The 26,688-nt window shown below is 73.6% G+C and carries 26 protein-coding genes; 17 read left to right on the plus strand and 9 right to left on the minus strand.

The window, feature by feature from the left end:
- Window positions 1-24 precede the first annotated feature (24 nt).
- On the plus strand, window positions 25-1,383 hold the full coding sequence (locus ACFY7C_RS28850) for an MFS transporter (RefSeq protein WP_389655816.1): 1,359 nt from the start codon (window positions 25-27) through the stop codon (window positions 1,381-1,383).
- A 114-nt stretch (window positions 1,384-1,497) separates the two neighbouring features.
- On the opposite strand, the gene ACFY7C_RS28855 is transcribed toward ACFY7C_RS28850, so the two are convergent.
- The gene (locus ACFY7C_RS28855; protein WP_389655818.1) at window positions 1,498-2,016 is read right to left on the minus strand and encodes a GNAT family N-acetyltransferase; all 519 of its coding nucleotides are present in this window, start codon (window positions 2,014-2,016) and stop codon (window positions 1,498-1,500) included.
- A 32-nt stretch (window positions 2,017-2,048) separates the two neighbouring features.
- Here ACFY7C_RS28855 and thpR point away from each other — a divergent pair, with 32 nt between their 5' ends.
- Window positions 2,049-2,633 carry an RNA 2',3'-cyclic phosphodiesterase gene (thpR, locus tag ACFY7C_RS28860; protein WP_389655820.1) on the plus strand — a complete coding sequence of 195 codons (585 nt, stop codon included), beginning with the start codon at window positions 2,049-2,051 and terminating at the stop codon, window positions 2,631-2,633.
- A gap of 163 nt (window positions 2,634-2,796) precedes the next feature.
- The gene (locus ACFY7C_RS28865; protein ID WP_389655822.1) at window positions 2,797-3,786 is read left to right on the plus strand and encodes an aldo/keto reductase; all 990 of its coding nucleotides are present in this window, start codon (window positions 2,797-2,799) and stop codon (window positions 3,784-3,786) included.
- Window positions 3,787-3,874: 88 nt separating this feature from the next.
- Here ACFY7C_RS28865 and ACFY7C_RS28870 read toward each other — a convergent pair whose 3' ends face one another.
- Window positions 3,875-4,429: a MarR family winged helix-turn-helix transcriptional regulator gene (locus ACFY7C_RS28870; RefSeq protein ID WP_389655824.1), complete on the minus strand. Its 555-nt coding sequence runs from the start codon at window positions 4,427-4,429 to the stop codon at window positions 3,875-3,877.
- Window positions 4,430-4,448: 19 nt separating this feature from the next.
- On the opposite strand from ACFY7C_RS28870, the gene ACFY7C_RS28875 reads away from it, so the two are divergent.
- Window positions 4,449-4,868, plus strand: a complete 420-nt coding sequence (locus ACFY7C_RS28875) for a carboxymuconolactone decarboxylase family protein (protein ID WP_389655826.1) — start codon at window positions 4,449-4,451, stop codon at window positions 4,866-4,868.
- Between the two features lie 20 nt (window positions 4,869-4,888).
- Here ACFY7C_RS28875 and ACFY7C_RS28880 read toward each other — a convergent pair whose 3' ends face one another.
- Complete coding sequence (locus ACFY7C_RS28880) at window positions 4,889-5,569, minus strand: GDSL-type esterase/lipase family protein (RefSeq protein ID WP_389655828.1); 681 nt, start codon at window positions 5,567-5,569, stop codon at window positions 4,889-4,891.
- Between the two features lie 114 nt (window positions 5,570-5,683).
- Between ACFY7C_RS28880 and ACFY7C_RS28885 the strand changes: the two genes are divergently transcribed.
- Entirely contained in the window at window positions 5,684-6,679 is a 996-nt protein-coding gene (locus ACFY7C_RS28885; RefSeq protein WP_389655830.1) for a WD40 repeat domain-containing protein, read from the plus strand.
- Here the strand turns inward: ACFY7C_RS28885 and ACFY7C_RS28890 are convergent.
- The gene (locus ACFY7C_RS28890; RefSeq protein ID WP_389655832.1) at window positions 6,645-7,406 is read right to left on the minus strand and encodes a TetR/AcrR family transcriptional regulator; all 762 of its coding nucleotides are present in this window, start codon (window positions 7,404-7,406) and stop codon (window positions 6,645-6,647) included. The two genes, ACFY7C_RS28885 and ACFY7C_RS28890, sit on opposite strands and share 35 nt — an antisense overlap.
- Window positions 7,407-7,503: 97 nt before the next feature.
- Here ACFY7C_RS28890 and ACFY7C_RS28895 point away from each other — a divergent pair, with 97 nt between their 5' ends.
- The 3 genes from ACFY7C_RS28895 to ACFY7C_RS28905 all read left to right on the plus strand — a co-directional run bounded on the left by ACFY7C_RS28895 (window position 7,504) and on the right by ACFY7C_RS28905 (window position 9,797).
- On the plus strand, window positions 7,504-8,511 hold the full coding sequence (locus ACFY7C_RS28895) for an ATP-binding cassette domain-containing protein (RefSeq protein ID WP_389655834.1): 1,008 nt from the start codon (window positions 7,504-7,506) through the stop codon (window positions 8,509-8,511).
- Complete coding sequence (locus tag ACFY7C_RS28900) at window positions 8,508-9,335, plus strand: ABC transporter permease (RefSeq protein ID WP_389655836.1); 828 nt, start codon at window positions 8,508-8,510, stop codon at window positions 9,333-9,335. The genes ACFY7C_RS28895 and ACFY7C_RS28900 overlap by 4 nt, the downstream gene beginning before the upstream one ends.
- Before the next feature lie 96 nt (window positions 9,336-9,431).
- Window positions 9,432-9,797, plus strand: a complete 366-nt coding sequence (locus tag ACFY7C_RS28905; protein WP_389655838.1) for a hypothetical protein — start codon at window positions 9,432-9,434, stop codon at window positions 9,795-9,797.
- A 122-nt stretch (window positions 9,798-9,919) separates the two neighbouring features.
- On the opposite strand, the gene serC is transcribed toward ACFY7C_RS28905, so the two are convergent.
- Complete coding sequence (gene serC, locus ACFY7C_RS28910; RefSeq protein ID WP_389655840.1) at window positions 9,920-11,038, minus strand: phosphoserine transaminase; 1,119 nt, start codon at window positions 11,036-11,038, stop codon at window positions 9,920-9,922.
- Window positions 11,039-11,089: 51 nt separating this feature from the next.
- Here serC and ACFY7C_RS28915 point away from each other — a divergent pair, with 51 nt between their 5' ends.
- Window positions 11,090-13,954, plus strand: a complete 2,865-nt coding sequence (locus ACFY7C_RS28915; RefSeq protein WP_389655842.1) for an FAD-binding and (Fe-S)-binding domain-containing protein — start codon at window positions 11,090-11,092, stop codon at window positions 13,952-13,954.
- Window positions 13,955-13,961: 7 nt separating this feature from the next.
- Here the strand turns inward: ACFY7C_RS28915 and ACFY7C_RS28920 are convergent, their stop codons facing one another.
- Window positions 13,962-14,654 carry an NADPH-dependent F420 reductase gene (locus tag ACFY7C_RS28920; protein WP_389655844.1) on the minus strand — a complete coding sequence of 231 codons (693 nt, stop codon included), beginning with the start codon at window positions 14,652-14,654 and terminating at the stop codon, window positions 13,962-13,964.
- 89 nt (window positions 14,655-14,743) lie between these two features.
- Between ACFY7C_RS28920 and ACFY7C_RS28925 the strand changes: the two genes are divergently transcribed.
- Entirely contained in the window at window positions 14,744-15,088 is a 345-nt protein-coding gene (locus tag ACFY7C_RS28925) for a winged helix-turn-helix transcriptional regulator (RefSeq protein ID WP_389655846.1), read from the plus strand.
- Between the two features lie 20 nt (window positions 15,089-15,108).
- Here ACFY7C_RS28925 and ACFY7C_RS28930 read toward each other — a convergent pair whose 3' ends face one another.
- The gene (locus ACFY7C_RS28930) at window positions 15,109-15,765 is read right to left on the minus strand and encodes a DUF4232 domain-containing protein (RefSeq protein WP_389655848.1); all 657 of its coding nucleotides are present in this window, start codon (window positions 15,763-15,765) and stop codon (window positions 15,109-15,111) included.
- A 94-nt stretch (window positions 15,766-15,859) separates the two neighbouring features.
- Window positions 15,860-16,762: a LysR family transcriptional regulator gene (locus tag ACFY7C_RS28935; protein WP_389655850.1), complete on the minus strand. Its 903-nt coding sequence runs from the start codon at window positions 16,760-16,762 to the stop codon at window positions 15,860-15,862.
- A gap of 134 nt (window positions 16,763-16,896) precedes the next feature.
- Between ACFY7C_RS28935 and ACFY7C_RS28940 the strand changes: the two genes are divergently transcribed.
- Together ACFY7C_RS28940 and ACFY7C_RS28945 are read left to right on the plus strand one after the other, a co-directional pair.
- The gene (locus tag ACFY7C_RS28940) at window positions 16,897-17,868 is read left to right on the plus strand and encodes a DMT family transporter (RefSeq protein WP_389655852.1); all 972 of its coding nucleotides are present in this window, start codon (window positions 16,897-16,899) and stop codon (window positions 17,866-17,868) included.
- A gap of 53 nt (window positions 17,869-17,921) precedes the next feature.
- Complete coding sequence (locus ACFY7C_RS28945; protein ID WP_389655854.1) at window positions 17,922-18,101, plus strand: DUF1272 domain-containing protein; 180 nt, start codon at window positions 17,922-17,924, stop codon at window positions 18,099-18,101.
- A gap of 20 nt (window positions 18,102-18,121) precedes the next feature.
- Here ACFY7C_RS28945 and ACFY7C_RS28950 read toward each other — a convergent pair whose 3' ends face one another.
- Complete coding sequence (locus ACFY7C_RS28950; RefSeq protein WP_389655856.1) at window positions 18,122-19,270, minus strand: hypothetical protein; 1,149 nt, start codon at window positions 19,268-19,270, stop codon at window positions 18,122-18,124.
- A gap of 243 nt (window positions 19,271-19,513) precedes the next feature.
- Here ACFY7C_RS28950 and ACFY7C_RS28955 point away from each other — a divergent pair, with 243 nt between their 5' ends.
- Genes ACFY7C_RS28955 through ACFY7C_RS28975 form a run of 5 tightly spaced genes read left to right on the plus strand, consistent with a single transcriptional unit; the run spans window position 19,514 to window position 26,678 of the window.
- Window positions 19,514-20,332 carry a TIGR03084 family metal-binding protein gene (locus tag ACFY7C_RS28955; RefSeq protein ID WP_389655858.1) on the plus strand — a complete coding sequence of 273 codons (819 nt, stop codon included), beginning with the start codon at window positions 19,514-19,516 and terminating at the stop codon, window positions 20,330-20,332.
- A complete protein-coding gene (locus tag ACFY7C_RS28960) occupies window positions 20,329-22,008 on the plus strand; it encodes an acyclic terpene utilization AtuA family protein (protein WP_389655860.1) in 1,680 nt (559 codons plus the stop codon). The genes ACFY7C_RS28955 and ACFY7C_RS28960 overlap by 4 nt, the downstream gene beginning before the upstream one ends.
- Window positions 22,005-23,609 carry an acyl-CoA carboxylase subunit beta gene (locus ACFY7C_RS28965; protein WP_389655862.1) on the plus strand — a complete coding sequence of 535 codons (1,605 nt, stop codon included), beginning with the start codon at window positions 22,005-22,007 and terminating at the stop codon, window positions 23,607-23,609. The genes ACFY7C_RS28960 and ACFY7C_RS28965 overlap by 4 nt, the downstream gene beginning before the upstream one ends.
- 7 nt (window positions 23,610-23,616) lie before the next feature.
- Complete coding sequence (locus ACFY7C_RS28970; protein WP_389655864.1) at window positions 23,617-25,548, plus strand: acetyl/propionyl/methylcrotonyl-CoA carboxylase subunit alpha; 1,932 nt, start codon at window positions 23,617-23,619, stop codon at window positions 25,546-25,548.
- Entirely contained in the window at window positions 25,545-26,678 is a 1,134-nt protein-coding gene (locus ACFY7C_RS28975) for an acyl-CoA dehydrogenase family protein (RefSeq protein WP_389655866.1), read from the plus strand. Before ACFY7C_RS28970 ends, ACFY7C_RS28975 begins: the two co-directional genes overlap by 4 nt.
- Window positions 26,679-26,688: the final 10 nt, after the last annotated feature.

Below are 26,688 nucleotides of genomic sequence, written 5' to 3' on the forward strand. Positions count from 1 at the left end.
CGACAGCCGAGGAGGCGACGCACTTTGAGTACGGGACCCGGAGCAGACTCCGCACCCGTCCACAAACCCGATACCTACGCGCACCCGCGCACCCGCCGGAGCCAGGGGACCTTCTCCTCGCTCGGGATCCGGAACTACCGGCTGTTCTTCACCGGAGCGATCGTCTCCAACACCGGTACGTGGATGGCCCGGATCACCCAGGACTGGCTGGTCCTGAGCCTCACCGGCTCCGCAGCCGCCGTCGGCATCACGACGGCGCTCCAGTTCCTGCCGATGCTGCTGTTCGGCCTGTACGGCGGCGTCCTCGCCGACCGCTACCCCAAGCGCCGGATCCTGCTCGTGAGCCAGGCCGCGCTCGGCCTGTGCGGACTGACCCTCGCCGTACTGACCCTGTCCGGACACGTCCAGGTCTGGCACGTCTACCTGGTCGCCTTCCTCCTCGGCATGGTCACCGTCGTCGACAACCCGACCCGGCAGTCCTTCGTCTCCGAGATGGTCGGCCCCGACCGGCTGCGCAACGCCGTCTCGCTGAACTCGGCCAACTTCCAGTCGGCCCGGCTCGTCGGCCCCGCCGTCGCCGGCCTGATGATCGCCTCGATCGGCAGCGGCTGGGCCTTCCTGATCAACGGCCTGTCCTTCCTCGCCCCGCTCACCGGCCTGCTGCTGATGCGGACGAGTGAACTCCACAAGGTGGAGCGCGCCCCGCGCGGCAAGGGCCAGCTGCGGGAGGGGCTCAGATACGTGGCCGGGCGACCCGATCTGATCTGGCCGATCGTCCTGGTCGGCTTCATCGGCACCTTCGGGTTCAACTTCCCGATCTGGCTGACGGCCTTCTCGGAGGAGATCTTCCACGTCGGCGCCGGTACGTACGGCTTCCTCAACACCCTCATGGCGGCCGGCTCCCTCGCCGGCGCGCTGCTCGCCGCCCGGCGCGGCTCGACCCGGCTGCGGATGCTGGTGATCGCGGCGGGCGCCTTCGGCGTCCTGGAGATCGCGGCGGCGCTGTCGCCGTCGTTCTGGCTGTTCGCGCTGCTCCTCGTCCCGATCGGCCTGATCGGCCTGACGGTCAACGTCAGCGCCAACTCGGCGGTCCAGATGGCGACGGACCCGGCGATGCGGGGCCGGGTGATGAGCCTCTACATGATGGTCTTCGCCGGCGGCACCCCGATCGGCGCGCCGCTGCTGGGCTGGGTCACCGACACCTACGGCCCCCGCGTCGGCTTCGCGACCGGCGGCCTGGTCTCGCTCACGGCGGCGGCCGCGATCGGCCTCGTCCTCGCCAGGGTCGGCGGCCTGAAGGTGGCCCTCGGCTGGCACCACGGCCACCCGAGCGTCCGCTTCGTCCCGCAGGAGCGCCGGGAGAGCCTGGCGACGGCGGCGTAGCCGCGCCGCCGGGGATGTCCCGTACGGGGGCGGGGACGGGGGCGGGGGCGGGGGTCGCGAAGACCCCCGCCCTCGGGTCCCGGTCCGGTCCGGCCCCCGCCGCTCAGACCCGTATCAGACGCGTCGCTCCAGCACCTGGCCCGGCCAGTCGCCGACCGCGAAGGCCTCCGTACGGATGAAGCCCTGGCGCTCGTAGTACTCCACCAGGCGCCCGTCGCTGCCCGCGAAGCAGTCGACCCGCAGCAGGGAGACGCCCGCGCGGCGGGTCTCCTCGGCCGCGTGCGCGAGGAGTGCCGCGCCGACCCCGTGGCCGTGGCGGCGGCCGTCGGTGGCGAGGAAGCGGACGTACCGCTCCGGTTCGTCGGCGGGCGCCACGTACGCGCCCGGGTGCGGGGTGAGGGTGAGCGTGCCCACGGGCCTGCCGTCGATCTCGGCGATCCACGGGTCTCCCTCGGCGACGACCTTCTCGACCATCTCCACCGTCTTCGGCCGTGCGCTGAACGGCTCGGTGCCCCACTGGGCGGTGATGCCCCGCCCGTTGAGCCACACCACGGCGCTGTCGAATATCGCGAGCATCGCGGGGACGTCCGCCGCCCCGCCCGGCCTGATCTGGATCTTGTTCCCGGTGTCCATCCCGCCGACCCTAGCCCTGCCACACTCGTCCCATGAGGCTTTTCGCTGCCGTCATCCCGCCGCCCGCGCAGCTCGCCGAGCTCGCCCGCGAGGTGGACCTCCTCGGGCGTCTGCCGGATGCCGACCGGCTGCGCTGGACCTCCCGGCCCGGCTGGCACTTCACCCTCGCCTTCATGGGCGAGGTCGACGAGGCCCTGCTGCCCGACCTCTCGGCCCGGCTCGGGCGGGCCGCCCACCGCACGGCGCCGTTTCCGCTGCGGCTGCACGGCGGCGGTCACTTCGGGCGGGCGGTGCTGTGGACCGGCGCGGCGGGCGGCATCGACGAGATGCGGCTGCTCGCCGAGCGCGCCGACGCCGCCGCCCGCCGGGCCGGGGTGCCGATGGACGAGCACCGCCGCTACCAGGCCCACCTCACCGTCGCCCGCTCCCGCGCCGCCGACCTCGACCTGCGGCCCTTCGTCGCGGCCATGGAGTCCTTCGAGGGCTCCCGGTGGGAGGTGGACGAGCTGGCCCTGGTGCGCAGCAACCTGCCCGGCGGTGGTGTGCCGGGTGAGCGGCCCCGTTATGAGACGGTCGCCACCTGGCCCCTGGGCGGTGCGGCGGAGTCGGCGGGTTAATCTCGAAGGGTGGACCCGAAGACCCGTAACCGGATCATGGCCGGCGCGCTCGTACTGATGTTCGCGATCATCGCGGTGGCGTCCGTGGTGGGGTGACCGCACCACGGGCCGCCGTGGTCAGGCCCTTGCTTCGAGTCCGCTCGAAGGCGTTGGCTGGACGTCCATGGAGTACACGCAGCTCGGACGCACGGGACTCAAGGTCGGCCGACTCGTCCTCGGGACGATGAACTTCGGACCGCAGACGGACGAACCCACCAGCCACGCCATCATGGACGCCGCGCTCGACGCGGGCCTCAACCTCTTCGACACCGCGAACGTCTACGGGCAGAGCGCGGGCAAGGGCCGCACCGAGGAGATCATCGGCTCCTGGTTCGCGAAGGACCCGTCGCGCCGCGACAAGGTGGTCCTGGCGACGAAGGTGTACGGGAACATGGGCGTGGACGGCCAGGTGTGGCCGAACCACGACCGGCTGTCCGCCGTGAACATCCGCCGCGCCGTCGACGACAGCCTGAAGCGGCTCGGTACGGACCGCATCGACGTCTACCAGTTCCACCACATCGACCGGCTGACGCCCTTCGAGGAGATCTGGCAGGCGGTCGACGTCCTCATCCAGCAGGGCAAGATCCTCTACGCCGGTTCCTCCAACTTCCCCGGCTACAAGATCGCGCAGGCGAACGAGGCCGCGGCCAGGCGCGGGATGGTCGGCCTGGTCAGCGAGCAGTGCCTCTACAACCTCTTCGAGCGGCGCGCCGAGATGGAGGTGATCCCGGCCGCGGAGGAGTACGGGCTCGGGGTCATCCCGTGGTCACCGCTGCACGGAGGGGTGCTCGGCGGTGTCCTGCGCAAGACGGTGAAGGACGGCCGCCGCGCGGGCGGCCGGGCGGCCGGCGTGCTCACCGATCCGGCGGTGCGGGAGCGGATCCAGCGGTACGAGGACCTGCTCGACCGGCACGACCTGGACCCGGGTGAGACGGCGCTGGCGTGGCTGCTGACCCGGCCGGGGGTGACGGGCCCGATCATCGGCCCGCGCACGCCGGAGCAGCTGAAGGGCGCCCTGCGCGCCCTGGACCTGACCCTCGGCGAGGAGCTCCTGGCCTCCCTCGACGAGATCTTCCCGGGCCCGGGCCCGTCGCCGGAGGCCTTCGCCTGGTGACGCCCGCCCGGTGAGGACCGCCAGGCGAGGACCGACCGACGGCTTCCCCCGCGTCAGTCGCGGGGGAAGCCGTCGGTCCAGGGGCGGGTCACGACCCACCGAGCCAACTGGTCGCGTCCAGGCGGAAGGTGGCTTCGGTGGGGACGACGGTGCGAAGGGCGGTCTCCAGGTCGCGGACGCGGTCGGGGCCGAGTGCCGAGGCCCATTCGGCGCGGAGGGTGTCGAAGACGGCGGCGGAGCGGGTGAGGGCGTCGACGCCGTGGGGGGTGAGGCGGACGAGTTTGCGGCGGGCGTCGGTGGGATCGTCGGCGCGTTCGGCGTAGCCGAGGGTGAGGAGCCGGTCGACGGTCTTGCCGGCCGCCTGCTTGGAGACGCCGAGCCGGCGCCCGATGTCGCTGGCGGTGGAGCCGTGGGGGCTCGCGGCGATGGCCTGGAGGGCGAAGCCGTGGGCGGGTCGCACGTCGGGGTGGCCCTGGCGGGCGAGCTCGGCGTGGAGGCGGTCGATGAGGGTGCGGAAGCCGGCGAAGAGCAGCAGGGGCAGCTCGAAGCCCGGGGGGTCCGGAACGGGATCCGGAATCGCCTTGCCGTGATCGACAACCTGGTTTACGTTTTGCTCGTCGACATGGTCAACCATGTTGTCCATTCTACTTCAGGGGGTCCCCGTGCCACTCGACCTGTCCACCCGCACCGCCCACGCCGTCGCACTCCTCAAGGAGTCCCCGCACACCCTCGACGGCTTCCTCCGACTCAGCGAGATCTTCGAGTCCACCACCCTCGACGCGCACTCCCGCGAGACCGTCATCCTCACCGTCGCCGCCCGCAACCAGTGCCACCTCTGCGTCGACATGCACGAGGCCAAGCTCGCCGCCCTCGACCCGGCCTCCGCCCCGGCTCCCGAAGCCCTCGACGCCGTGCGCCGCTTCACCCTCCAGGTCCTCGCCGCCTCGGGCGCGGTGAGCGACGCCGAGCTCGACGCCTTCTTCGCCCACGGCTACACCCGGCAGAACGCCCTCGAAGTGGTGCTCGGCATCGGCACGTACACGGTCTCGACCCTCGCCAACCGCCTCACCCGGGCCGCCTGACGGGCGATCAGGGCGGGCGATCAGGCGGAGTACGGCCCGCCGACGCCCCACGCCTGGTGGAGGGCGGTCGCGAAGGCCGCCGCCAGTTTGTGCTCGCCGCTCGGGCCGGGGTGGGTGCCGTCGTAGGTGTCGTGGTCGATGTCGTACGACTCCGGGACCGACGCCAGGAGCAGCGGCGAGGACGCCGTGTCGAGGTCCGCGACCGTCTTCGCGAGCAGCTCGTTGAAGCGGGCGCACTCGGCGGCGAAGGGGGCGTCGTAGGTGGCCCGTACGTTCGGTATGACGGGCAGCAGCACCGCCCGGACGCGCGGGTTGGCGGTGCGGGCGGCGGCGAGGAAGGCGCGGACGTTCTCGGTCGTCTGGTCGCTGTTGGTGTAGAAGCCCAGGTCGATCAGGCCGAGCGAGACCAGCAGCACGTCGGCGCGGGTCTCGGCCACCGTCTCGCCGACGACCGGCGCCATGTGCAGCCAGCCCTCGCCCCAGCCGGCCAGATGGCGGCGGGCGGCGGCCGGGAAGTCCGGGTCGGCGTACGCGTCGGAGGTCGCCGCGTCCGTCGCGGCCTCGTACAGCGCGGTGCGCGGGCCGACGATCTCGTACCCGCCGGGCAGCACCGACTCCAGGTGCCGCCACATCCGGTACCGCCAGGTGAAGTCGCCGGCGCGTCCGATGGTCATGCTGTCGCCGACGAACAGAAAACGCATGGGGGACATCATCACCGACGCCGGACCAGGGCGGAGCGGGGCGGTGACGTGATCCCCGACACCAGGAACGCGGCCCCGGGGGGCCGGCGCCGCCGCCGTGGCAGGCTGGAGGGCATGCGAACTGCTGTGTTGCGCGTGCTCGGGGCCACGGCCCTCGCCGTCCTCGCCGCCACCGCCCCCGCCGGCGCGGCGGAGGGCGGCGACGCCGACCGGGACTTCACCCTCCAAGACCCCCGGATCACCGAGTCCAGCGGCCTCGCCGCCAGCCGGGCCCACCCCGGGATCTACTGGACGCACAACGACCAGGACGCGCCGCTGATCTACGGCGTCGACTCCCGTACCGGGAAGACGGTCGCCACCCTCACCCTCAAGGGCGTCGGCACCCCCCGTGACATGGAGGCGATCTCCGTCGGCCCCGACGGGCACGTCTACGTCGGCGACATCGGCGACAACCTCGACGGCACCTGGGACCACGTCTGGATCTACCGCTTCCCCGAGCCGAAGGAGCTGCGCGACCAGACCGTGCGGGCGACCCAGTACGACGTGCGGTACGCCGACGGGGCCCGCGACGCCGAGGCGCTGATGGTCCATCCGGAAACCGGCCGGGTCTACATCGCCAGCAAGCACAAGGACGGCGGCGGCCTCTACGAGGGCCCCGCCCGCCTGTCCGCCTCCCGGGCCAACGTCTTCCGGCGGATCGCCGAGGTCCCGTGGGTCACCGACGGCGCCTTCTCCCCGGACGGCGAACGGCTCGTCCTGCGCGGCTATCTGCTGGCCGAGGAGTACGCCTGGAAGGACGGCCGCCCCGTCGGCGAGGGCACGTCCGCCGGCGCGCCCTTCCAGGGGCAGGCGGAATCCGTCACGTACACGCGGGACGGGTCGGCTCTCATGTTCGGCTCGGAGGGGAACCACAGCCGGGTGATCCGCGTGGACCGGCCGGGCGCCGCCCCCGCACCCGGCCGCACCGCCCCGGGCGGCGGCGCCGAGCCCCCCGGCGGTGGCGCCTCCGGCGAGCCGGCCGGCGAGGGGAACGCCACCACCGGCTTCCTCGTCCTCGGCCTGGTCGCCGCCGCCGTCATCGGCGGGAAGCGTCTCCTGCGGCGCGGCTGACCAGGGATTCGAAGCCGTCCAGGAGCCGTTCGAGCCCGAACGCGAAGTGGTCGAAGTCGCGGGCGAAGGTGTTCTCGGCCATGCCCGCCATCAGCGGATAGTCGCCGGAGGCCATCGCCCGCTCCAGGAAGGGCCGTTGCCGCGCCCAGAACTCGTCGTCGTCCACTCCGGTCTCCCGTGCGGCCTCGACGGCCTCGATCTCCATCCGGGCGATGCCCGACACGAAGCCCTGCACGGTGATGATCACGCCGATCGTCTGCTGGTCGCTCAGGCCCATCCCGTGCGGCCCCTTCAGGCCGGAGAGGCACACCTCGAGCCCGCGCAGCGCGCTGGGGCCGAGCACCGAGCGGGCCTGACTGACCTTCAGCAGCCAGGGGTGGGCGCGGTAGAGGGCGAGGTGGGAGCGGGCCAGCTTGGTGACCGTGTCCCGCCAGCCCGTGGGCGCCTCCGGGTCGTCTTCGAAGGACTCGCCCTGGACGCGGTCGAGCATCAGGTCGAGCAGCTCGGTCTTCCCGGGGACGTACCGGTACAGCGACATCGTCCCGACGCCGAGCTCCTTGGACACGCGCCGCATCGACACCGCGTCCAGGCCCTCCGCGTCGGCGACGGCGACGGCCGCGCCGACGATCCGGTCGAGGCTCAGGCCCGGCTTGGGCCCGCGGCTGGGGCGCTGCCCGGTGCCCCAGAGGAGTTCGAGGCTGCTGGTGGTCGGGTCCGGCTCCGTCATGCCCTCACCCTAAAACTGGGTACGGCGTACTCTTTTACGGGTACGGTGTACTCAGTTTCGCTGAGCGGAGGTCGCCGAGATGAGGAGGACGCGGAGGATGCCCGTGTACGAACACGCCGTCGTCACCGAAGGACTGCGCAAGAGGTACGGAGGCGGGAGAAGGAAGGACGCCGCCCAGGCCCCCGCACTCGACGGACTCGACCTGGCCGTCCGCCCCGGCACCGTCCACGGCCTCCTCGGCCCCAACGGCGCAGGGAAGACCACCGCCGTACGCGTCCTCGCCACACTCCTGGCGTCCGACGGCGGCCGGGCCGAGGTCGCCGGGCTCGACGTGGCCCGCGACCCGCGCGCCGTGCGGGCCCGGATCGGCCTCGCCGGTCAGTACGCGGCCCTCGACGAGGGCCTCACCGGCCGGCAGAACCTCGAACTCTTCGGGCGCCTCTTCCACCTCGGCGGGCGCCGTGCCCGCGACCGGGCCGCCGAGCTGCTCGACCGCTTCGGGCTCACCGAGGCCGCCGACCAGGGGACGGCGGAGTACAGCGGCGGCATGCGCCGCCGGCTCGACCTGGCCGCCTCGCTGATCCTCGCCCCCGACGTCCTCTTCCTCGACGAGCCGACCACCGGTCTCGACCCGCGCGGCCGAGGCGAGGTCTGGGACGCCGTCCGCTCCCTCGTCGCCGGCGGCACCACCGTGCTGCTCACCACGCAGTACCTCGACGAGGCCGACCGGCTCGCCTCCCGCGTCACCGTCATGGACCGAGGCCGCGCGATCGCCGACGACACCCCCGACGGGCTCAAGAACCGGGTCGGCGGCGACCGGATCGAGGTCGTCGTCGTCGAGCGCGCCGACCTCGCCGCCGCCCGGAGGACCGTCGCCCGGGTCACGGACGGCGAACCGGTCGTGGACGAGCACGAACGGCGGATCCACGCCCCCGTCACCGACCGCGTCACCGCCCTCACCGAGGTCGCCCGCACCCTGCGGGACGAGCGCGTCGCGGTCGAGGACATCGGTCTGCGCCGCCCCAGCCTGGACGACGTGTTCCTGAGCCTGACCGGCCGCGGCGGCGCCGCCCGCAGCGGTCACGTGGAAGGAGCCGCCGCATGAGCGCCGCCGACCTCACCCCCGCCGCCGCGCCGCGCGGCCGTGCCCACTGGGCCGTGGCCGACTGCCTGTCCCTCGTCCGCCGCACCCTGCTCAACTACCGCCGCAAGCCCGTCGCCGTCGTCTGGCAGCTCGGCTTCCCCATCGTCTCCGTCCTGCTCTACGGCTTCGTCTTCGGCAGCGCGATGCGGGTGCCCGGCGGCGGCGACTACAAGGACTTCCTGATGCCGGGGATGTTCACCATGACGATGACCTTCGGCCTGATGAACACCGCGACGGCCGTCGTCCACGACGCCGGCAAGGGCGTCATGGACCGCTTCCGGTCCATGCCCATGGCCCCGTCCGCCGTCGTCACCGGCCGGGGCGTCTCCGACCTGCTGATCGCCGCCGCCGAACTCGCCATCCTCGCCGGCACGGCCCTCGCGATCGGCTGGACCGCCGACGGCGGCACCGCCGGGACGCTCCTCGCCTTCGGCCTGCTGCTGCTCCTGCGCTTCTCCCTCGTCTGGGTGGGCGTCTGGTGCGGACTCGTGCTGCCGGACGCGGAGGCGGCCGGGGCGCTCTACGCGGTGATCTTCCCGCTCACGATGGTCTCGAGCGTGTACGTCGCCCCCTCGCTCATGCCGGACTGGCTGGGACCCGTCGCCGCCTGGAACCCGATCTCCTCGACGGTCGCCGCCACCCGCGAGCTCTTCGGGAACCCCGGGGCGGGCGGTGGCAGCTGGGTCGAGCAGCACGCCGTCCTGATGGCCTTCGTCTGGCCCCTGGTGATCACGGCCGTCTTCCAGCCGCTCGCCGTGCGCAGGTTCCAGCGCCTCAGCCGCTGACCTGCGGTTCCTCCCCCGCCCGCGCACACCCGCGTTTCTCGGCCGAGACTGGAAGAAGGCCGAGACTGCGGCGGAGACCGAGAGTGCGGAGGAGTCATGACGGCGTTCACACGCGGGGAGACACCGGTCGCCATGGAAGGCGACGGCCTGGACTTCCGTATGCAGGAGGCCGGCGGTGACATGACCGTCGCCTTCATCCACCTCCCGAAGGGCACCGACATGGCCCCGGCCCTCAAGGGCCTGGAGGGCGACCTGTGCCAGTGCCCCCACTGGGGCTATCTCCTCAAGGGCCGGATCAGGATGCGGACGGCCACGGGCGAGGAGAACTACGAGGCGGGACAGGCCTACTACTGGGGGCCCGGGCACGCTCCGGAGGCCCTGGAGGACACGGATGTCGTCGAGTTCTCCCCGACGGCCGAGTTCAACGCGGTCGTCGACCACGTGAAGGCGCAGGCGGGCTGAGGCCGCCGGACACGGCGAAGGGCCCGGCGTCGGTCACGACCGGCGCCGGGCCCTTTCGTACGCGGGATCCGTTCGCGGGACTTCTCCGCGCGATTCTTACGCGGGACCCGTACGCGAGAAGGTCAGAGCTTCTCGATCACGTGGTCGATGCAGGCCGTCAGCGCCCGCACGTCCGCCGGGTCGATCGCCGGGAACATCGCGATGCGCAGCTGGTTGCGCCCCAGCTTGCGGTACGGCTCGGTGTCGACGATGCCGTTGGCGCGCAGGACCTTGGCGACCGCCGCCGCGTCGATCTCCTCGGCGAAGTCGATCGTGCCGATGACCTGCGAGCGCTTCGCCGGGTCGGTGACGAACGGCGTCGCGTACTTGGACTCCTCCGCCCAGCCGTACAGCGCCTGCGAGGACTCCTTCGTCCGGGCCACGGCCCAGTCCAGACCGCCCTGGCCGTTGATCCACTTCAGCTGCTCGTTGAGCAGGAAGAGGGTCGCGAGCGCCGGGGTGTTGTAGGTCTGGTTCTTCAGCGAGTTGTCGATCGCGGTCGGCAGGCTGAAGAACTCCGGGATGTGACGGCCGGACGCGTGGATCCGCTGCGCCCGCTCCAGGGAGGCCGGCGAGAACGCGGCCAGCCACAGGCCGCCGTCGGCGGCGAAGGACTTCTGCGGGGCGAAGTAGTAGACGTCCGTCTCGGCGATGTCGACCGGCAGACCGCCGGCACCGGAGGTCGCGTCGACCAGGACGAGCGCGCCCTCGTCGGCGCCCGCGACCCGCTTCAGCGGGGCCGCGACACCGGTGGAGGTCTCGTTGTGCGTGTACGCGTAGACGTCGACGCCCGCCTCGGCCACCGGCTCCGGGTGGGTGCCCGGGTCGGAGGAGATCACGGTCGGCTCGGCCAGCCACGGGGCCAGCTTCGCGGCCTTCGCGAACTTGGAGGAGAACTCGCCGAAGGTGAGGTGCTGGGACTTGTTCTCGATCAGACCGTGGGTCGCGATGTCCCAGAAGGCGGTCGATCCGCCGTTGCCCAGGATCACCTCGTAGCCCTCGGGCAGCGAGAAGAGGTCACGGATGCCGGCACGCACCTCGCCGACCAGGTTCTTGACCGGAGCCTGGCGGTGGGACGTGCCGAGGAGGGAGGTGCCCGTGGCGGCCAGGGCGTCCAGCGCCTCCGTACGCACCTTGGAGGGGCCCGCGCCGAAACGGCCGTCGGCGGGCTTGATGTCAGCGGGAATCTGGATATCGGCCACGAGGCGGAGCGTATCGGTTCGGGAAGGGGCCGGTCGCGGTATGTCCGCCCGATGAGACGAGCACTGAGACATCCTGGCCTTGTGGGAACACACCAGGAACACGCCCGGGAGCTGGCCGCCGACCTGCGCTCCGCCGTCGCGGGAGACGTCGACTTCTCCGTCACGGCACGCGCCCTGACCAGCATGGACGCCTCCAACTACCGCCGGGTGCCGGTCGGGACGGTCGCGCCGCGCGACGCCGACGACGTGGCCGCCGCCCTGGAGGTGTGCCGGGCGCACGGGACCCCGGTGGTCGCGCGCGGCGCGGGGACGTCGATCGGCGGCCAGGCCACCGGCACCGGGGTCGTGCTGGACTTCACACGGCACATGAACGAGCTGGTCCTCCTCGATCCGGAGGCCCGGACGGCGGTCGTCCAGCCGGGGCTCGTCCTCGACCGGCTGCGCGAGGCGGCCCGCCCGTTCGGGCTGACCTTCGGTCCCGACCCGTCCACCCACAGCCGCTGCACCCTCGGCGGAATGATCGGCAACAACGCGTGCGGGGCGCACTCGGTCGCCTGGGGGACCACGGCGGACAACGTGCGCTCGCTGGATGTGGTGCGGTACCGGGGCGAGCGGTTGACGGCGGGGCCGGACGGGCGGGGCGCGCCGCCCGGACTCCTGGACCTCGTGGACGACCGGCTCGCGCTGCTGCGGACCGGCTACCCGGCCGGGCTGCCGCGCCGGATCTCCGGCTACGCCCTCGACGCGCTGCTGCCCGAGCGCGGCAGGGACGTGGCCCGGTCGCTGTGCGGCAGCGAGGGCACGCTCGGGGTGGTGACGGAGGCCGAGCTGCGCCTCGTTCCGCTCCCTGCGGAAAGAATTCTGGTGGTCCTCGGGTACGCCGACGAGAGCGCGGCGGCGGACGCGGCGGCCGGGCTGCTGCCGTACGGGCCGCTCACCGTGGAGGGCATGGCGGAAGACCTGGTGCGGGGTGCCGAGGGGCTGCCCCGGGGCGCGGCCTGGCTCTTCTGCGAGGTGGACGGGGAGGACGCGGCCTCGGCCCTGGTGCGGGCGGCGGACGCGGTCGGCACCGCCGTGGTGCGGGATCCGGCGGGGCAGCGGGCGCTGTGGCGGATCCGGGAGGACGCGGCCGGGACGGCGACCCGGATGCCGGAGGGCGGCTCCCTGACCGGAGGAGCGGGAGGCGGAGGCCGCGAGGGCGGCGGGGAGGCCTGGCCCGGCTGGGAGGACTGCGCGGTGCCGCCGGCCCGGCTCGGCGCCTATTTGCGGGAATTCCGCTCCCTGCTGAAGGAATTCCGGCTCCGGGGCACCCCGTACGGCCACTTCGGCGACGGATGCGTCCATGTGCGGATCGACTTCGACCTGTGGACGGAGCCGGGCGTACGGGACTTCCGCCGCTTCTCCGAGGCGGTCGCCGACCTCGTCGTCGCCCACGGCGGCTCGCTGTCCGGCGAGCACGGCGACGGCAAGGCGCGGGCCGAGCTGCTGCCGAAGATGTACGGGGACGAGCTCGTCGCCCTGTTCGGCGAGGTCAAGGACCTGTGGGACCCGGACGGCGGCCTCAACCCCGGCATGCTGGTGCGGCCCGAGCCGCTCGACTCGGGGCTGCGGTTCACCGGGCTGCCGCTGGTGGGCCTCGGACGGCAGGCTGCCCGGTGCGTCGGTGTCGCCAAGTGCCGGGTGGACGGACCGAGTTCCGGTCCCGGAGTGATGTGTCCCTCGTACCGGGCGACGGGGGAGGAGAAGCACTCGACCCGGGGGCGGGCCCGGCTGCTCCACGAGATGGCGCTCGGCGAGACCGTCACGGGCGGACCGCGCTCCGAGGAGGTCCACGAGGCGCTCGACCTGTGTCTGTCGTGCAAGGGCTGCCGCAGCGACTGTCCGGTGGGCGTCGACATGGCCGCGTACAAGGCGGAGTTCCTGGACGGCTACTACGCGGGCCCGCTCCGGGCGCTGAAGCGGCCCCGCTCGCACTGGACGATGGGCGGCCTGCCGCGCTGGCTGGACCTCTTCGGGCGCGGCCTGAACACGGCCATGCGCCTGCCCCGCGCGGCCCGGCTCGCGGGCGTCACGCCGGAGCGGACGATGCCCCGGGTCGCGCGGCGGTCGTTCGTGTCCTGGTTCGGCGAGCGGGCCTCGGACCGGGTGCCGGCCCTCACCCTGTGGCCCGACACCTTCACCGACCACCTGGCGCCCGAGGTCGGCCGGGCGGCGGTACGCGTCCTGGAGGCGGCCGGTCTCGGGGTGGCCCTGCCGCCCGGCCGGGTCTGCTGCGGGCTCACCTATGTCTCGACGGGCCGCCTCGACACGGCCCGGCGGGTGATGCGCCGCACGCTCGACGTGATGGACCAGGTCGTGGGCGGGGGTGGGGACGGCGACGGGGCCGGGGCTGGGGCCGAGGGCGTGGGCCTGGGCCGGGGCGGGCGGCCCGTCGTGGTCCTGGAGCCCTCTTGTGCGGCGACCCTGCGCACCGACCTGCCCGAACTCCTCCCGGACGATCCGCGCGCCACCCGCCTCGCCGCCTCCGTCCGCACCTTCGCCGAGGCCCTGGCGGAACTCGCTCCCGACTGGGCCCCGCCGCGCCTCGACCGTCCGGTCGCCGGCCAGACCCACTGCCACCAGCACGCCGTCCTGGGCGACACGGCCGACCGCCGCCTCCGACAACAGGCGGGTCTGGAGGGTGACTTGTCGGGCGGCTGCTGCGGCCTGGCCGGCAACTTCGGCTTCGAGCCCGGGCACTACGAGGTGTCCGTCGCCTGCGCCGAGGACCAGCTGCTGCCCGCGCTGCGGACCGCCGAGCGGGACGCCGTGGTCCTCGCCGACGGCTTCTCCTGCCGCACCCAGATCGCCCACCTCCTGCCGGGCCGCCATCCACGGCACCTGGCGGAGGTCCTGGCCGAGGCGCTGGACGACTGACCGGACGTCAGTCGTGGGCGGGCCCGGTGGCGAAGGCGAGCGGCGGTGCGATCGCCTGCGCGTCCGCCCCCTCGCCGACCCACAGCCCGATGAACAGCGCGGCCGTCGCCTCCACGAGCCCGGCCCGGCCGAGCCCGCCGCCGTTCACCGGCTCGCAGCCCGCGTCCCGTACCAGCCGGTGGACGAGCGCGAGCGCCGCCGGATCGTCGCCGCAGACGGGAACGGCGAGCGGCCGCCCGTCGAAGACCGGCGGGTCCATCCGCCACACGTCCTCATGACAGAGGTTGAACGCCTTCACCACGCGGGCGTTCGGGGCGGCCGCGGCCAGCCGTACGGCCGCCGAGGCCCCGCCGGTCCGGCTGCCGTCGTCCCCGTCGTCTTCCCCGTGGTCGTCCGTGAGCAGGACGAAGCCGGGACCGACCGGGTTCGAGCAGTCGACCAGCACCTTCCCTTCCAGCGCCGCGCCCAGCTCGCGCACCACCTCCTGCCCCGCCCCGTACGGCAGCGCGGCCAGTACCACCTCGCCGAACTCGGCCGCCGCGCGCAGACTTCCGTGCCCCGCGCCGCCGCCGAGACGGGCGGCGAGCTCCCGCGCCCCCTGCTCGTCGCGCCCGCCGACGACGACCTCGTGCCCGGCCCGTACCCAGTGGGTGGCCAGTGCGTCCGCCATGTTGCCCGTGCCCAGTACGCCGATTCGCACCGCACTTCCTTCCTGTCGGGAAAAACCCCTGTCGGGAAAACCTCACGACAGCCACGACGGTAGGGAGGCGGTCAGGCACCATCTGGTAAGTGACGACCGATGCCTTCATCGCCGACTGCCGGGCCCGCCTCGCCTTCGACCTGCTCGCCCACACCTGGAACCCGGTGGTCCTCTGGTCCCTGCGCGACGGGCCCGCCCGGCCCGGGGAGCTGCGCGAGCGGATCGGTGGCATCAGCCCCAAGGTGCTCACCGAGACCGTCCGGCGCCTGGAGTCCCACGGGCTCGTGACCCGCCGCGCGTACGCGGAGTCGCCCCCGCGCGTCGAGTACGAACTCAGCCCGCTCGGCCGCACGTTGCTGGGCCCGATCGACGCGCTCGGCGCGTGGGGGTACGAGCACGGCGACGAGGTCCTCGCCGCGCAGGACGAGCGGTAGCCGGCCCCCTCGGAGACCGGCTACAGGCTGAGCGCGTCCTCGGCGTTGTCGACCCACGGCGTCACGGACTCCTTGCCGGGTGTGACGTGGAGGCCGGGGGTGGCGGCCTTGAGCGGCACCTGCTCCAGATCCGACTCGGTGGTCATGGTCATCCGGATGTACGAGACGGTCTTGCTCTCCGAGGTGAGCGGGCCGCCCATCAGCCCGGCGTAGGCCGACCGGCCCGGGGCGAGCCGGATGGCGTCCTCGATGCCGGGGGCCTTGCCGCGTTCCGTCGCCGCCCCGTCGAGCTCGCCGAAGGTGACGACGGGGTGGCCGAGCACCCGGCACGCCTTGCCGCTCTTGTTGGTGATCTTGAGCAGATAGCTGCCGGTGGTGGGCTCGGCCAGTGTCGCGCTGAAGGTCACGTCGAAGGTGCTGCACGGGAAGACGTCCGCGTCGGGTTCGGTCGACGGCGAGGGCGTCGTGGGGGTCGCGGGCGCCGACGGCTTTTCGGGAGTCGTGGTCGGCGTGGGCTTCACCGGCGACGTGGTCGCAGCGGTGGGCGAGGCCGGCGGGGCGGCACCGTCCTCGGAGGGCCCGCAGGCGGTGAGGGCCAGTGCGGACAGGGCCACGAGGACGACGGCGGTTCCGGCAGTGGCGGTTCTGGCGGTGGCGGTTCTGCGAACGGTGCTCATGGTGATGCCCCCCGATGACGAAGCGCGGACGCGCTGTGGTGAGCACCAGGGTCCCGCCGTAGTTTCACGGCTTCGTGACGGCGGTTCGCCGAATTCACCACGGCTCGCGGGCGATCCGGCGGGCCAGGTCCGCCAAGGCCCCCGTCGCGGGGTGGCGGGCGGTGGGGCGCCAGGCGAGGAGGAGGGGGAGGGGCGGGGCGTCGGGAAGGGGGCGGTAGGTGACGCCCGGGTGGGGGTGGAGGGCGGCCGTGGAGGCGGTCGAGACGCCGATGCCGCGGCCCGCGGCGATCGCGGCGAGCCAGTCGTCGGTGTTGGCGACGGTCAGGGTGGAGAGGGGGCGGGCCGCGGCCGGCCAGAGGCCGAGGGTGGTGGTGCCGGAGACCGGGTTGAGGATCGCGGTCTCGCCCGTGAGGTCCGCCAGCGTCAGCGAGGGCCGCGCGGCGAGCGGGCTGTCGGCCGGCAGGGCGGCCACCCGGTCCTCGGTGAGCAGCTCCTCGGTGGCCAGGCCCGGGATCTCCACCGGCCCTCGCAGCAGCGCCGCGTCGACCTCGCCGCGGAGCAGTCCGGCCGTGCGGTCGTCGACGCGGAGCAGTTCCAGGGGCGTTTCGGGGTGGTCGCGCTGCCAGCGGCGCAGGAGGGGCGTGGTGTACGGGCCGAAGGCCGACCAGGCGTGGCCGAGGCGCAGGGGGCGGTGGCGGAGCCGGTCGGGGTCGACGGCCGCGTCGAAGGCGGCGACCGCGGCGGCGGCCCGCTCGTGGAAGGCGCGGCCCTCGGGGGTGAGCGCGAGGTGGTGGGTGGAGCGGTCGACGAGCCGGGCGCCGAGGTGCTTCTCCAGGGCGGCCAGGGTGCGGGAGACGGCGGGCTGGGTGAGGTGGAGGCGGAGGGCGGCCCGGGTCAGGTTGCCCTCGTCGGCGATGGCGAGGAAGCAGCGGAGGTGGCGGAGCTCGATGCTCGTGCGGCTCATGCGTGCGGAGCATAACCGCAGCGCAATCGGCATTTCACGCGCCGCGCGCCGGCTCGTAGCGTGCGGAGGGGAGGGGGTGGCGGCGAAAACGGAACCAGTCCATTACTGTGGACTGGATGGTCCAACGTAATGGACTCATGATCGACAGCTAGGCAAGGAGCACGCCGGTGGACAGCCCGGTCAAGGACATATCCGCCGTGGCCTCGGCCGCCACCCCCGAGGCCGCCGCCGGAGCGGTCACCGGTTCCGCTGCCCGCGGGGGCGGGGTGGCCCGCGGGGCCGGGGTGGCCCGCGGGGCCGGCCGGCTCGGTCCCGTGGCGCTCGTCGTGGCCGGCGGCCTGTCCGTCCAGTTCGGCTCCGCCCTCGCCGTCCTGCTCATGCCCCGGGCCGGCGCCCTCGGCGTCGTCACCCTGCGGCTCGTGCTCGCCGCCGTCGTCCTGCTCGCCGTCTGCCGCCCCCGGCTCCGCGGCTACGGCCGCGCCGACTGGGGCACCGTGCTCGCCTTCGGCGCCGCCATGTCCGGCATGAACGTCCTCTTCTACCTGGCGGTCGACCGGATCCCGCTCGGCGCCGCCGTCACCCTGGAGGTGCTCGGCCCGCTCGCCCTCTCCGTGTTCGCCTCGCGCCGCCTGGTGAACCTCCTCTGGGCGGGCCTCGCCCTCGGCGGCGTCGTCCTCCTCAGCGGCGGCGGCTTCGACCGGCTGGACCCGGCCGGTGCGGGCTTCGCCCTCGCCGCCGGCGCCATGTGGGCCACGTACATCGTCTTCAGCGCCCGCACCGGCCGACGCTTCCCGCAGGCCGACGGCCTGGCCCTCGCGATGGCCTTCGGCGCGGTCCTCAGCCTGCCCTTCGGCATCCTGGAGGCGGGTGACCGGCTGCTCGTCCCGTCGACGATCGGCCTGGGCCTCGGCGTCGCGCTGATGTCCTCCGTGCTGCCCTACACCCTCGAACTCCTCGCCCTGCGCCGCCTCCCCGCGCCCACCTTCGCCATCCTGATGAGCCTGGAACCGGCCATCGCCGCCACCGCCGGCTTCCTCGTCCTCCACCAGGCGCTCGGCCCGGCCGACGCGCTCGCGATCGCGCTGGTCATCGCGGCCAGCATGGGTGCCGTGCGGACCCAGATGTCCCGATCCCGTTGATCTTTGGCCCGCGCCCGGTTTCCCGGCGCGCGGGCCGTCCGCAGGATGGGGGCATGGCCCTTGAGATGCGCGAACGCTGCGAACGCTGCGAGACGACCACCCTGCCCGTCGACGCCCCCGCCCGGATCTGTACGTACGAGTGCACCTTCTGCGTGCCGTGCGCCGACGCGATGGCGGACGTCTGCCCCAACTGCGGCGGGGAACTGGTACCCCGCCCCCGCCGCAGCACCTGACGAGCCCTCCCGGCTCGGGCTCAGTGCTCCCGGCGGGCCCGTCGGCGGGTCCGGACGAGGAACACGCCGCCGGCCGCGACCAGGGCGGCCGCGGTGCCGGCCAGCGCGGGCAGCGGCCCGGAGCCCGTGTCCGCCAGGTTGCCTCCGGTGCCCTGCGCGGAGTGCGAGGGCTGCGGGGCGGCCGTGGTGGACGACGGCGAGGCGGTCGCCGTCGCGGTCGGCTTCGCCGTGGGCTTCGCGGTCGACGGGGCCGTCGGGGTCGAGCCCTTGACGACCTTCAGGTGAAGGTCGTCCGAGTTGTTCTCCCGCACCAGGTCACGGGCCGCGTCGACGTGCAGACTCGCCTCCGTGCGGAGAGTCGTGCCGACCGCCTCCTTGGGGAGGTTCCAGACGAGGGTGAAGGTGACGCTCTCGCCCGGCGCGAGGTCCTCGTAGCTCTCGCAGATGCCCGAGCCCGGGTCGTACCAGCAGCGCCTGTCCCCGCCCTTGGGGCCGACGTTGTGTTCGCCGTACATGGCCAGGGAGACGATCGCCTGCTGGACCACATCGGGGCCGTGGTTGGTCACCACGAGGTCCACCGGCACGTCCTCGCCCGGCCGTACGGTCTTCGAGGACGGCTTCCACTCGACGCCGAGGTCGGCGGTCCGGGTCGTCTTGACCGTGACGGTGGCCGTGTCGTTCGCCGGCTTGTCGTCGGTCGCGCCGACGGGGGTGACCTTGCCGGTGAGGACCAGGTCGGTGCCGACGGCCACGTTCTTGTCGACCCGCAGGGTCACGGGCATGCCGAGGGAGCCGGACGTCATCGGCTCCCGGTCGGGGCAGGTGAACGACCGGCCGTCCGCGCTCGGGCGGCAGTCGATCGCGCTGTCGCTCTCCGCGTAGGTGATGCCGGCGGGCAGCGTGACCGTGACGTCCAGCTTCCGCACCGGACCCGAGACGAGCTTTCCGCCGACCTCCAGGTCGAAGAAGCCGCCCGGGGCGACCGAGGCGGGCTTGGCGACCAGCGAGGCCGCGAGGTCCACCGGTTCCGCGGCCCGGTCGGCGGCCGGAGCGGCCGGAGCGGCCGGCTGCGTGGTGGCCGGTGCGTTCGGATCCGCCTGGGCCGCCGCGACCGGAACGGTCAGGAGGAGTGCGGCGGTCGAGGCGACCGCCGCTGTTTTGAGGCGCATGGTGATTCCTCGGTCATTCGTCGGATGGTGCTGCGGGAGAGCCGCGGGGGGCGACCAGTACGACGACCGGGCATGGCCAAGGGTTGTACGGGGAGTGGCGGGCGGAAGGCCGCGGCGCGCGGGACCGGGCCGCTTCGGCTCCGCCCGGGAATCTTTAAAGCAAGCACGCTTGATTGTTTCTGGTCCGACTGCCATGCTCCTCACGCACGTCCGTGACCCGCCCGTCCCCGAGGGGAGCGCTCCGTGTCCGACCCCGCCGGCGTTCTTGCCGATCTGCGTGCCGAGAGCGAGGAACTCGACCTGCTCGTACGGGGGTTGAGCGAGGAGCGGTGGGCTGCGGCGACGCCCGCGCCGGGCTGGACGGTCGCCCACCAGATCGCTCACCTCGCCTGGACCGACGCGGCGGCGCTGCTCGCCGCGACCGATCCGGGGGCCTTCGCCGTCGAGGTCGAGAAGGCGCTCGCCGCCCCCGACCGGTTCGTCGACGAGGGCGCCGAGGAGGGCGCGGCGCTCGCGCCCGGCGTGCTGCTCGCCCGCTGGCGGGACGGTCGCGAGCGGCTGCACCGGGTGCTGCGGGAGGCGGCACCCGGGACCCGCTTCCCCTGGTACGGGCCGCCGATGAGCGCCGGGTCGCTCGCCACCGCACGGCTGATGGAGACCTGGGCGCACGGCCAGGACGTGGCCGACGCCCTCGGGGTCGTACGGGCGCCGACGGCCCGGCTGCGGCACGTGGCCTGGATCGGACTGCGGGCCCGGGACTACGCCTATCTGGTGCGCGGACTCACGCCACCCGCCGCACCCTTCCGCCTCGAGCTCACCGCGCCCGAAGGCGTCGCCGACGGCGCCTTGGGCGACGCGGTGTGGTCGTTCGGGCCCGAGGACGCCCCGCAGCTGGTCACCGGGCCCGCCCTCGACTTCTGCCTCCTGGTCACCCAGCGCGTGCACCGCGCCGACACCGCCCTCGTCGCGCAGGGCGCCGACGCCGAGGAGTGGCTGGGCATCGCCCAGGCCTTCGCCGGCCCGGCCGGCCAGGGGCGACCCCCTCAGGGGGCCGGGTCGTGATCCTGCGGATCGGCAACGCCTCCGGGTTCTACGGCGACCGCTTCGACGCGGTCCGCGAGATGCTCACCGGCGGGGAGCTCGACGTCCTCACCGGCGACTACCTCGCCGAACTGACCATGCTCATCCTCGGCCGCGACCTGCTCAAGGACCCCTCCGCCGGTTACGCGAAGACCTTCCTGCGCCAGATGGAGGAGGGCCTCGGCCTCGCCCACGAGCGCGGGGTGCGGATCGTCGCCAACGCGGGCGGCCTCAACCCGGCCGGCCTCGCCGACGCCCTGCGCGAGCTCGCCGGCCGGCTCGGCGTCCCGGCCCGGATCGCCCACGTGGAGGGCGACCGGCTGCCGCCCGCGCGGGACGTCCTGGCCGCCAACGCCTACCTCGGCGGCGCCGGCATCGCCGCCTGCCTCGCCGCGGGCGCCGACGTCGTCGTCACCGGACGGGTCACCGACGCCGCGCTCGTCACCGGGCCCGCGCAGTGGTTCTTCGGCTGGGGGCCCGAGGCGTACGACGAGCTGGCCGGCGCGGTCGTCGCCGGACACGTCCTGGAGTGCGGCACCCAGGCCACCGGCGGCAACTACGCCTTCTTCACCGACCACGGCCCGGCCGCCCTCCGGCGGCCCGGCTTCCCGCTCGCCGAACTGCACGCCGACGGCAGCGCCGTGATCACCAAGCACCCGGGCACGGGCGGGCTCGTCGACATCGGCACGGTCACCGCGCAGCTCCTCTACGAGACCGCCGGCGCCCGCTACGCCGGGCCCGACGTGACCGCCCGGCTCGACACCGTACGGCTCACCCAGGAGGGCCCCGACCGGGTCCGGATCCACGGCGTACGGGGTGAGGCGCCGCCCCCGACGCTCAAGGCGGGGCTGTGCCGGCTCGGCGGCTTCCGCAACGAGGTCGTCTTCGTGCTCACCGGCCTCGACATCGAGGCCAAGGCGGCCCTGGTCCGCGCCCAGATCGACGACGCCCTCGCCAAGTCGGCTCCCGCCGAAGTCCGTTGGGAGCTCGTCCGCGGAGATCGCGAGGACGCCGCCACCGAGGAGACCGCGAGCGCCCTGCTCCGGCTGGTCGTCCGCGACCCCGACCCCGAGAAGGTCGGCCGCACCCTGACAGGGGCGGCGATCGAACTCGCCCTCGCGAGCTACCCCGGCTTCCATGTCACCGCCCCGCCCGGCAAGGGCGCCCCCTACGGGGTCTTCGAGACCGACCACGTCCGCGCTGACGAGGTCCCGCACACGGCCGTGCTGCCGGACGGCACCCGTCTTCCCGTCCCCGCACCGCCGGGGAGCCGGGCCCTCGCCGCCGTACCCGACCCGGAACTGCCGCTGCCGCTGCCGCCGGGACCGGTCCGCGGGGCCCCGCTGGGACGGATCGCCGGGGCCCGCAGCGGAGACAAGGGCGGTGACGCCAACATCGGCGTCTGGGTGCGCACGGAGGAGGAGTGGCGCTGGCTCGCCCACACCCTCACCGTCGACCTCCTCCGGGAATTGCTTCCCGAGACGAAGGAACTCCCGGTCACCCGGCACGTCCTGCCCCGCCTCAGGGCGCTGAACTTCACCGTCGCCGGGATCCTCGGCGAGGGCGTCGCCTCACAGGCCCGCTTCGACCCGCAGGCCAAGGCCCTGGGGGAGTGGCTGCGCTCCCGCCACCTCGACATACCGGAGGTACTGCTGTGACCGTCCTCGCCTCCGCCCTCGACACCGGCGGACCCGACCACGCCGCCGCCCGCGCCGCCATGTTGGAGAAGCTGGCCGCGCTCGACGCCGAGCACGCCAAGGCGCTCGCCGGCGGCGGCGAGAAGTACACCGAGCGGCATCGCCGGCGCGGCAAGCTGCTCGCCCGCGAGCGGATCGAGCTGCTCGTCGACCCCGACTCGCCGTTCCTGGAGCTGTCCCCGCTCGCCGCCTGGGGCAGCGACTACCCGGTGGGCGCCTCGCTGGTCACCGGCATCGGCGTGGTCGAGGGCGTCGAGTGCCTGATCACCGCCAACGACCCCACCGTGCGCGGCGGCGCCTCCAACCCCTGGACCCTGAGGAAGGCGCTGCGGGCCAACGAGATCGCGTACGCCAACCGGCTGCCCGTCATCTCGCTCGTCGAGTCCGGCGGCGCGGATCTTCCCTCTCAGAAAGAAATCTTCATCCCGGGCGGCGCGCTCTTCCGTGACCTGACCCGCCTCTCCGCCGCCGGCATCCCGACCATCGCGGTCGTCTTCGGCAACTCGACCGCCGGCGGGGCCTACGTCCCCGGCATGTCCGACCACACCGTGATGATCAAGGCGCGGTCGAAGGTCTTCCTCGGCGGGCCGCCGCTGGTGAAGATGGCGACCGGCGAGGAGAGCGACGACGAGTCGCTCGGCGGCGCCGAGATGCACGCGCGGACCAGCGGCCTCGCCGACCACTACGCCCTCGACGAGCCCGATGCCCTGCGCCAGGCCCGCCGGATCGTCGCCCGGCTCCACCACCGCAAGGCCCACCCCGATCCGGCCCCCGGGCTCGTCGAACCGCCGAAGTACGACGAGGAGGAGCTCCTCGGGATCGTCCCCGGCGACCTGAAGACCCCCTTCGACCCGCGCGAGGTCATCGCCCGGATCGTCGACGGCTCCGACTTCGACGAGTTCAAGCCGCTGTACGGGGCCTCGCTCACGACCGGCTGGGCGCGCCTGCACGGCTACCCGGTCGGCATCCTCGCCAACGCGCGGGGCGTGCTCTTCTCCGCCGAGTCGCAGAAGGCCGCCCAGTTCATCCAGCTCGCCAACCAGCGGGACATCCCGCTGCTCTTCCTGCACAACACCACCGGCTACATGGTGGGCAGGGAGTACGAGCAGGGCGGCATCATCAAGCACGGCGCCATGATGATCAACGCGGTGTCGAACTCGAAGGTGCCGCACCTCAGCGTCCTGATGGGGGCGAGTTACGGCGCCGGGCACTACGGCATGTGCGGCCGGGCCTACGACCCGCGCTTCCTCTTCGCCTGGCCGAGCGCCAAGTCCGCCGTCATGGGCCCGCAGCAGCTCGCCGGCGTGCTGTCGATCGTCGCCCGCGCCTCGGCGGAGGCGAAGGGGCAGCCCTACGACGAGGAGGCCGACGCCGGACTGCGCGCCTTGGTGGAGGCGCAGATCGAGTCGGAGTCGCTGCCGATGTTCCTCTCCGGGCGGTTGTACGACGACGGGGTCATCGACCCGCGCGACACGCGCACCGTCCTCGGGCTCTGCCTGTCCGCGATCCACACGGCACCGGTCGAGGGCGCGCGCGGCGGCTTCGGCGTCTTCAGGATGTGAGGCACTGATGACCGATCGACTGATCTCCACCGTCCTGGTCGCCAACCGGGGCGAGATCGCCTGCCGGGTCTTCCGCACCTGCCGTGACCTCGGCATCGCGACCGTGGCGGTGTACTCCGACGCGGACGCGGGCGCCCTGCACGTACGGCAGGCCGACGCGGCCGTACGGCTGCCGGGGGCGGCGCCGGCGGACACGTATCTGCGCGGCGACCTGGTGGTGGCGGCCGCCCTCGCGGCGGGCGCCGACGCCGTCCACCCCGGCTATGGATTCCTCTCCGAGAACAAGGAATTCGCGCAGGCGGTGCTGGCGGCGGGCCTGGTGTGGATCGGGCCGCCGCCGGAGGCGATCGAGGCGATGGCGTCGAAGACCCGGGCGAAGGAGCTCATGGGTGTCCGCCCGCTCACCGAGGTCACCGAGGCCGACCTGCCGGTCCTGGTGAAGGCGGCGGCGGGCGGCGGCGGCCGCGGCATGCGTGTCGTCCGGGAACTCGCCGCGCTGGAGGCGGAGCTGGCGGCGGCCTCGGCCGAGGCGGCGAGCGCCTTCGGGGACGGCGAGGTGTTCGTCGAGCCGTACGTGGAGAACGGCCGCCACGTCGAGGTGCAGATCCTCGCCGACACCCACGGCACCGTGTGGACGCTCGGCACCCGCGACTGCTCCCTCCAGCGCCGCCACCAGAAGGTCGTCGAGGAGGCCCCGGCGCCCGGCCTGCCGGCCGCGCTCGCCGACGAGCTGTACGAGCGCTCGGCGGCGGCCGCGAAGGCCGTCGGCTATGTCGGCGCGGGCACCGTCGAGTTCCTGGTCGCCGACGGCCGGGCCCACTTCCTGGAGATGAACACCCGCCTCCAGGTCGAGCACCCGGTGACGGAGGAGGTCTACGGAGTGGACCTGGTCGCCCTCCAGATCGCGGTCGCCGAGGGCGCGGCACTGGACCCGGAGCCCCCCGCCCCCCGCGGCCACGCCGTCGAGGCCCGGCTCTACGCGGAGGACCCGGCCACCGGATGGACCCCGCAGACCGGTGTGCTGCACGCCCTGGAGTTCCCGGCCGGACCGGGCGTACGGGTCGACACCGGCTACGCCTCCGGCGACTCCGTCCCCGTGCACTACGACGCCATGCTCGCCAAGGTCGTCGTGAGCGCCCCGACCAGGGCCGCGGCCGTGCGCAAGCTGGCCCGGGTCCTGGACCGGGCCCGCGTCCACGGACCGGTCACCAACCGGGACCTGCTCGTCGCCTCGCTGCGCCACCCCGACTTCCAGGATCCCGACCGGCTCGACACCGGCTTCTACGGACGCCACCTGGACGCGCTGACCCGGCCCCGGGACGGCGAGGCGCACGCCGCCGTAGCCGCCGCGATCGCCCGGGCGGCCGCCGACCGGGGCCGATTCGGCGGCGGTTGGCGCAACGTCCGCTCCCAGGACGAGACCAGGGTCTACGGCGGCCACGAGGTCCGCTACCGGCCCGCGCGCGGCGGTGGCTACGAGGTGACCGCCCCGCCGGGCGTCCGCGTCCTCGCGGCCGCCCCCGACCGCGTACGCCTGGAGGTCGCCGGAGTCGCACGGGACGTCGACGTCACCGCGTACCCCGACGGCACCGTCCACGCCGGCCCGCACCGGCTCACCGCCCGCCCCCGCTTCACCGACCCCCGCGAGCAGACCGCCCCCGGCTCCCTGCTCGCCCCCATGCCCGGCACCGTCGTCCGCGTCGCCGAGGGCCTCGCCGTCGGCGACCGGGTCGAGGCCGGGCAGGCCCTGCTCTGGCTGGAGGCCATGAAGATGGAACACCGGGTCACCGCGCCCGCCTCCGGCACGCTCACCGCGCTCCACGCCGCCCCCGGCCGCCAGGTCGATGTCGGTGCCCTGCTCGCCGTCGTACAGCCCGTCGTACAGCCCGGTCAGCGGGCCGACGTACCGACCGAAGCCCAGGAGGAAGCATCCGCATGAGCACGATCGTGGAATCCCCGGAGCACACCGCCCTGCGCGCCGCCGTCTCCGCCCTCGGGCGCCGGCACGGACCGGGCTTCGACCGGGCCGCGCTGTGGGCCGAGGCGGGCAAGCTCGGCTACCTCGGCGTGAACCTCCCCGAGGAGTACGGCGGCGGGGGCGGCGGCATGGCCGAGCTGTCGATCGTCCTGGAGGAGGCGGGCGCGGCCGGTGCGCCGCTGCTGATGATGGTGGTCTCGCCGGCGATCTGCGGCACCGTGATCGCCCGCTTCGGCACCGACGCGCAGAAGGCCGCCTGGCTGCCCGGGCTCGCCGACGGCACCCGCACGATGGCCTTCGGCATCACCGAGCCCGACGCGGGATCCAACTCCCACCGCATCACCACCACCGCCACCCGCACCGAGGACGGCTGGGTCCTCAGCGGGCGCAAGGTCTTCGTCTCCGGTGTCGACATCGCCGACGCGACCCTCATCGTCGGCCGCACCTCCGACGCCCGCACCGGCACCCTCAAGCCCTGCCTCTTCGTCGTCCCGCGCGACACGCCCGGCTTCGGGCGCCGGGCCATCGAGATGGAACTCGACGCCGACGAGAAGCAGTTCGAACTCACCCTGGACGACGTCCACCTGCCGGGGGACGCCCTGGTCGGCGACGAGGACGGCGGTCTGCTCCAGCTCTTCGCGGGCCTCAACCCCGAACGGATCATGACCGCCGCGTTCGCGATCGGCATGGGCCGCCACGCCCTGGCGAAGGCCGTGACGTACGCCGGGGAACGCCAGGTCTGGAAGGCCCCCATCGGCGCCCACCAGGCCATCGCCCACCCGCTGGCCCAGGCCCACATCGACCTGGAACTCGCCCGGCTCATGATGCGGAAGGCCGCCGCCCTGTACGACGCGGGCGACGACGTCGGCGCGGGCGAGGCCGCCAACATGGCGAAGTACGCGGCGGCGGAGGCCTGCGTGAAGGCCGTCGACACGGCCGTCCACACCCTCGGCGGCAACGGTCTGACCAAGGAGTTCGGCCTCGCCCGGCTGATCACGGCGGCCCGGGTGGCACGGATCGCCCCGGTCAGCCGGGAGATGATCCTCAACTACGTCTCCACCCAGACCCTGGGACTGCCCAAGTCGTACTGACGCCCGCGGC

Origin of the sequence: Streptomyces sp. NPDC012769 (genome assembly GCF_042901205.1) — a bacterium.
Classification (GTDB): domain Bacteria; phylum Actinomycetota; class Actinomycetes; order Streptomycetales; family Streptomycetaceae; genus Streptomyces.